Genomic DNA, 5,402 nt, shown 5'->3' with positions numbered 1-5,402 from the left:
GGGGGCCGGCTTGGGCGGCCGGGGGGGGGGCCCCCCCGCCCCCCGGCCCCGCCCGGGGGGTGGGGGGGGGGCGGGGGGGGGCGCCCACGAGGCGCTGGCCAGGAGCGCGGCGGCCGGCCTGGTGGCCGAGGCGGCGGAGATCGACTGGGTCGACGGCGACGTGGTGGCCCGGCGGGTCCAGCGGCTCGGCGCGATCGTGTTGTCCCGCAAGCCGATCGCCGATCCCGATCCACGCGCCCTGTCCGAGGCCGTCCTGCGAGGTCTGCGCTCCCTCGGCCCCGGCGTGCTGTCCTGGGATGCCGAGGCCGTCGCCCTGCGCCTGCGCCTGGATTTCCTGCACCGCACCCTCGGGGACCCCTGGCCCGCCGTGGACGACGACGCCCTGCTTGCCGCCGCCGAGCTCTGGCTCGGCCCCGAACTGGCCGCCGCCCGCCGCCGCGCCGACCTCGAACGTGTCGACGCCGGCCAGGCCCTGCGCCGCCTGCTGCCCTGGCCCGAGGCCGCCCGCCTCGACGAGCTCGCACCCGAACGGCTCGAGGTGCCCTCGGGCAGCCGCGTCCGCCTCGACTACGCCGCCGACCCGCCGGTGCTCGCGGTGAAGGTCCAGGAGGTCTTCGGCTGGGCCGAGGCCCCGCGCCTGGCCGGCGGCCGGGTCCCCGTCGTCCTGCACCTGCTCTCCCCGGCCCGGCGTCCGGTCGCGGTGACCGCCGACCTGGCCTCCTTCTGGCGCACCGGCTGGCCGCAGGTCCGCGCCGACCTGCGCGGCCGTTACCCCAAACACGCCTGGCCCGAGGACCCCGCCACCGTCCCCGCTCACCGAGGCACCGCCCGCAACGCGCGGACCTGACATCGAGGAGACGGCCCGGCGCCGGCTTCCCTGCCACAGGTCGCGCGAGATGTGTATCCGTACAACGCCGTACAGGCCGTACGGGCAAGCCGCGTTACGGTTGTGTGCGAGGCGGAGGGAGGAAGCATGGCCGATCGCTGTGGGGACGAAAGCGCCGAGGCACTGCAGGACAACCTCTTTCGGCCGGAGTCGGACGCGCCCGACCCGCGGCGGGTCCTCACCCGCCAGGATTTCGCGGCCGAACTGCGTCTGGCCAGGGAGCGCAGCAACCTCAGCGTTCGAGAGCTGGCGAGGAAGGCGGGCATCCCGTCGGGCACGCTGAGCGGATACCTGGTGGGGCGTCATCTGCCTGCCTTGCAGCCATCCGGGCTGCTGCGCGCGATCCTGGCCGCGCTGGGGCAGGAGAGTGCCGCACCCCACTGGGAGGCGGCGTTGCGCCGCGCACGGCGATCGCAGGATCGTTCCGCCGCGGTCGTGCATGCGGCGACCTACCCGGCTCTGCTGCAAGCGGTTTCGACGCACGCTCCCGTGGACCGGTTGCAGGCGCAGCCGACGCTGCGTGGTCGCGACGAGTTGGTCGCGCGTCTGGCGAGCACGGTCCTCGATGCGGATGCACGCACGTGCCGAGTGCACGTCCTGTGCGGTCTCGGCGGCAGCGGGAAGAGCTCGATCGCACTCAAGGTCGCCGAATCGTGTATGGCGCAGCAGATTTCCGTGTTCTGGCTGGACGCCACGGATTCCGAGCGCGTCACCGCAGGCATGTACGCGCTGGCCGCGCGGATCGGTGTGGATCTGAGCCGGTCGGTGCACGGCAGCCTGCCCGACGCGATATGGCGCAGGCTGACCCGACTGCCCGACCGCTGGCTTCTGGTACTGGACAACGCGGACCGCCCGAGCGAGTCGCTCACGCTGCCGAACATGCGGCTCGTGGACGGCACCGGGTGGCTGCGTCCGGTGCGATCCGGCTCCGGCGCTGTGCTTGTCACCACTCGTGACGGGGATGCCACGACCTGGGGTGGCGGCTCCCCGGACTGGATGACACTGCACCGGCTGGATGGCCTGCACCGCGATCACGGCAGCCTGGTCCTCACCGAATTGGCAGGTGATGCGGCCGGGACGGGGGAAGAGGCGGCCGAACTGGCGGACCGGCTCGGTGGGCACCCGATGGCGCTGATGCTCGCCGGCCGCTTTCTGGCCGAAGCGCGATCCATGCCGGAGCCGGGGTTCGGATCGGAACCGCGGACGTACCGCGAATACCTCGATTCGTTGCGCCGTGGCGGCTCGACGGAACTGCTGACCGCGAATCCCGATGGTCGTCCAGCGGCCGTCACCGATGTCACCATCATGCGGAGCTGCGAGTTCTCCCTCGACCTGTTGTCCAGCCGAGGGCTGGTGCACGCCAGGCCGCTTCTGCACCTGCTGGCCTGCCTCGACGGCACGGCGATCCCGCACGGTGACCTGCTGCGCACCGACATTCTCTCGGATTCGGCGCTGTTCCCCGGCCTCACCGCACGGTTGCTCCAGCAGACACTGCACGCGCTGGAAGGCCTCGGTCTGGTGTCGAGGATCGAGGCGGACGCCGATCGTCCCGAGATGCTGGAATTGCATCCGCTGGCCAGGGACATCGCACGGCTGGCTGCGCGGGAGGGCGGCCGGCTCGAGACGTATCTCTCGGTGATCGCGACGCTGTTGCACGCGGCGGTCCGGGACGCCGATGTCGAGAATCCCCGGGTCTGGGGACGCTGGCGCGGACTCGCCGGCCACTGCACAGCGCCGCTGGAGCTCGTGGAGCTACAGCCGACGACTCTTCCCGTGGTCCGATCGGTGGTCGAGACGGCCGGTCGCGCAGCAGCCTACCTGAGAGCCTCGGGGCAGCACGCCCGGGCCGAAGCCGCCTTCACCGCGGCGCTGCGGGGCTGCGAGGGACGGATCCACCACGACGACCCCATTCGTCTGGGTATCGAACACGATCTGGCGCGGCTGTTCTACGACCGGGGACGATACGACGACGCCGAACGCCTGTACCGAAGGGTCGTGGTGGCTCGTCGCCGGGTGCTGGGGCCCGCGCACAGCGACACGCTGACGACTCAACATTATCTGGCCAGGACGCTGCGCAATCTGAATCGCCTCGACGAGGCGGAACACCTGGCGGAGAGCACCTACGCGGCGCGCACGCATCTGTTCGGTGAGCACAATCCCGACACCTTGACAGCTCGTCACGGCTTGGCCGACCTCCACCGTATCCGTGGCGACTTCGCGACCGCCGCCGCGCTCTATGCCGAGATCATCACCGTGCGCGGCAGGGTGCTGGGAAGAGAACACCCCGCGGTGCTGACATCGCGGCAGTACCGGGCGGAGACCCTGTACGAACTCGGCGACGTCGACGAGGCGGAAACGGAGATGCGGGCGCTGTGGACCACCAACCAGCGCGTCCGGGGATTGGACCATCCACGGACGATCGCGGGCGGGCACGCCCTGGTCGACCTGCTGCGCGACCGGGGGGCGACGAAGGAAGCCGCGTCACTGGCGGAGGTCGTCCTCGCCGCCGGTCGCCGGGTCTTCGGGCACGCGCACCCGGCAACGCTGTCGATCCTGCACTCGGACAGCCTCATCCGGCTCGATCTCGGTGACGTCTCCGGCGCGCTGAGCCGGCTCGAGGCGGTCCTGCGTGACCGCGAATCCGTCCTCGGACCTCGACATCCGCAGACGCGAGAAGCCAGGGAAGCCGTCGAGGCGATCCGGCGGCGAACGGACCTCTCACCGTCCTTCTGACCTGCTCGCGCGGCGCCGTATCCGGTGCGTACGGGCTTGTGCGGACCTGCGCGCTTCCGCTTCCCGCGCCCACTCCGAGACGGTTGCATGTGGGGCGTAAGCGGCGGGAGTCCATGACTGGCAAGGGGTGCCATGGAAGCCGCGCCGAGTTCGAGGAAGGGATTCGATGAGATACGTTGACGCGCTGTTCGTCGCGGCGTTCGGCGTCATGGTGTGTATTGCCGGCTTCGGCTTCTACGGCTCAGGGGCCGTCGTCGCCGTGCTGATCGGGCTGGCCTCCGTCGGTTACAGCGGCTACATCGCGCTCGGCCGTGGTGGCTACTTCATGCACGACGCGTTCTACGCGCTGCCGATTCTCGGTGGCATCGTCCTGTACGCGGGGCTGAGCTGATGAGCGCCGGTAAGGCGGGCGCGAGGATCGCGTTGGCGGCCTTGACCGCCGCGTCGGTGGTGGCCGTGGGGGCGGGCTGCGGACAGGACCCGCGAGAGGTGACCTGTTCGGAGTTCGCCGCGATGAGTTTCGACGAGCAGAACGACACTCTCGACGATCTGCTGTCCGCGCACGATCTGGAGACGCTCAGCGCGTCGAATGCCGTCGGAGTCCGGCAGCGGGTCGATTCGTTCTGCGGGACCAACGGATCCAGCAGCGAGATCGGCGGCCGTGCCGGGCGCAACGGGGACAGCTCGATCGACGATGCGGTCGACTGGGAGTCCGGCACATGGTGACGACCGGTGTGGTGCGGTCGCCGTGGTCGGTGGCGCGGGCCCGCGGGGAAGGGGAGCGCGCATGAGTGTGGAGATGCTGGTCGGGGTCCTGATCGCCTGGGCGGCGGGCAAGGCGAGCAGGGTGGGCGGAAGGCTCGATCAGCTGACCGACGAGGCTCTCGACCACGGCGTCGAGCGGGTCCGGGATCTGGTGCTGGCCCGGCTCGGCGCGGACACCGCTGTGCGGCGATTGCTCGAGGAAGCGCGTGAGACGGAGGGGGAGGTGTCGAATCGGACCCGGCACGAGGCCGCAAAGGCCATCGAGGACGCGGCGGCCCGCGACGACGTGCTCGCGGCGGCACTGCGTGAAGCGTCGGGCGCGCGGCCGATGCGTGAACCGTGGAAGGAAGCACAAGTGAACAAAGGCGTACAGGGCATCTACGCCTCGGGCAGCGGCAACGTCAACATCAAGAACAGGGTGGTGGACAAGGTTGTCAACCAGTACCACCGGAACCCGCTGGCCACGATCGCCGTGGGTGTCGTGATCATCGCCGTGTTGCTGTTCGGGGGGATCACCTTTCTGAACGCGGTGCGAGACCACCCGGCCGGCTCTGCGGGTGATGGGCAGCCCGTGGAGGTCGTCGATTCGAGCACCATCGTCGGTACCTGGACCGCCTCGGACGGAACGGGGACCAAGCAGTTCACCGGCAACGGCGGCTCCTGTACGGGCTTCTACTACGGCCCCGACGGGCCGCTCGACATCGGTGGTCCGATGACGTGCAGTATCTCGAGCAAGCCCGATGCGCAGGGGCGTTACACGCTGAACGTGGTCCAGAGCATGAACCGGGCCGTCTACGGTCTCGTGTTCACCGACACCGACCACGGCGTCGTCTTCGACACGGACGGCGCCACCCTCTACGAGATCGAGCGCTTCTGACCGGAGTGCGGGCAGCGAATCAGGGTGCGGAAAAGAATAGTTACGCCCCCGAGGCCCGTGGCGGGGCCGGAAGGTCGAGTGCCCGACGCCCCCCTTAAACGGCCGGGGTGAGAGTACCCCGAGCCCCCCAACCGCGCGCCA

5 protein-coding genes are annotated in these 5,402 nt (G+C 70.4%); all 5 read left to right on the top strand.

The window, feature by feature from the left end:
* The coding region (locus QH283_RS01210) for an ATP-dependent helicase C-terminal domain-containing protein (protein ID WP_280501171.1) at positions 1-847 on the top strand (847 nt) is incomplete at its 5' end.
* A gap of 126 nt (positions 848-973) precedes the next feature.
* Positions 974-3,619: a tetratricopeptide repeat protein gene (locus QH283_RS01205; protein WP_280501170.1), complete on the top strand. Its 2,646-nt coding sequence runs from the start codon at positions 974-976 to the stop codon at positions 3,617-3,619.
* Positions 3,620-3,785: 166 nt separating this feature from the next.
* Complete coding sequence (locus QH283_RS01200; protein ID WP_280501169.1) at positions 3,786-4,010, top strand: hypothetical protein; 225 nt, start codon at positions 3,786-3,788, stop codon at positions 4,008-4,010.
* Positions 4,010-4,345 (top strand): hypothetical protein, encoded by a 336-nt coding sequence (locus QH283_RS01195; protein WP_280501168.1) that lies wholly within the window; start codon positions 4,010-4,012, stop codon positions 4,343-4,345. Before QH283_RS01200 ends, QH283_RS01195 begins: the two co-directional genes overlap by 1 nt.
* Positions 4,346-4,406: 61 nt before the next feature.
* The gene (locus QH283_RS01190) at positions 4,407-5,261 is read left to right on the top strand and encodes a hypothetical protein (protein ID WP_280501167.1); all 855 of its coding nucleotides are present in this window, start codon (positions 4,407-4,409) and stop codon (positions 5,259-5,261) included.
* Positions 5,262-5,402 lie beyond the last annotated feature (141 nt).

This window comes from Nocardia farcinica (genome assembly GCF_029867845.1).
Taxonomy (GTDB): Bacteria; Actinomycetota; Actinomycetes; order Mycobacteriales; family Mycobacteriaceae; genus Nocardia; species Nocardia farcinica_A.
Note: the sequence above shows the minus strand (reverse complement) of the source record. Positions and strands in the feature narration are given on the sequence as shown.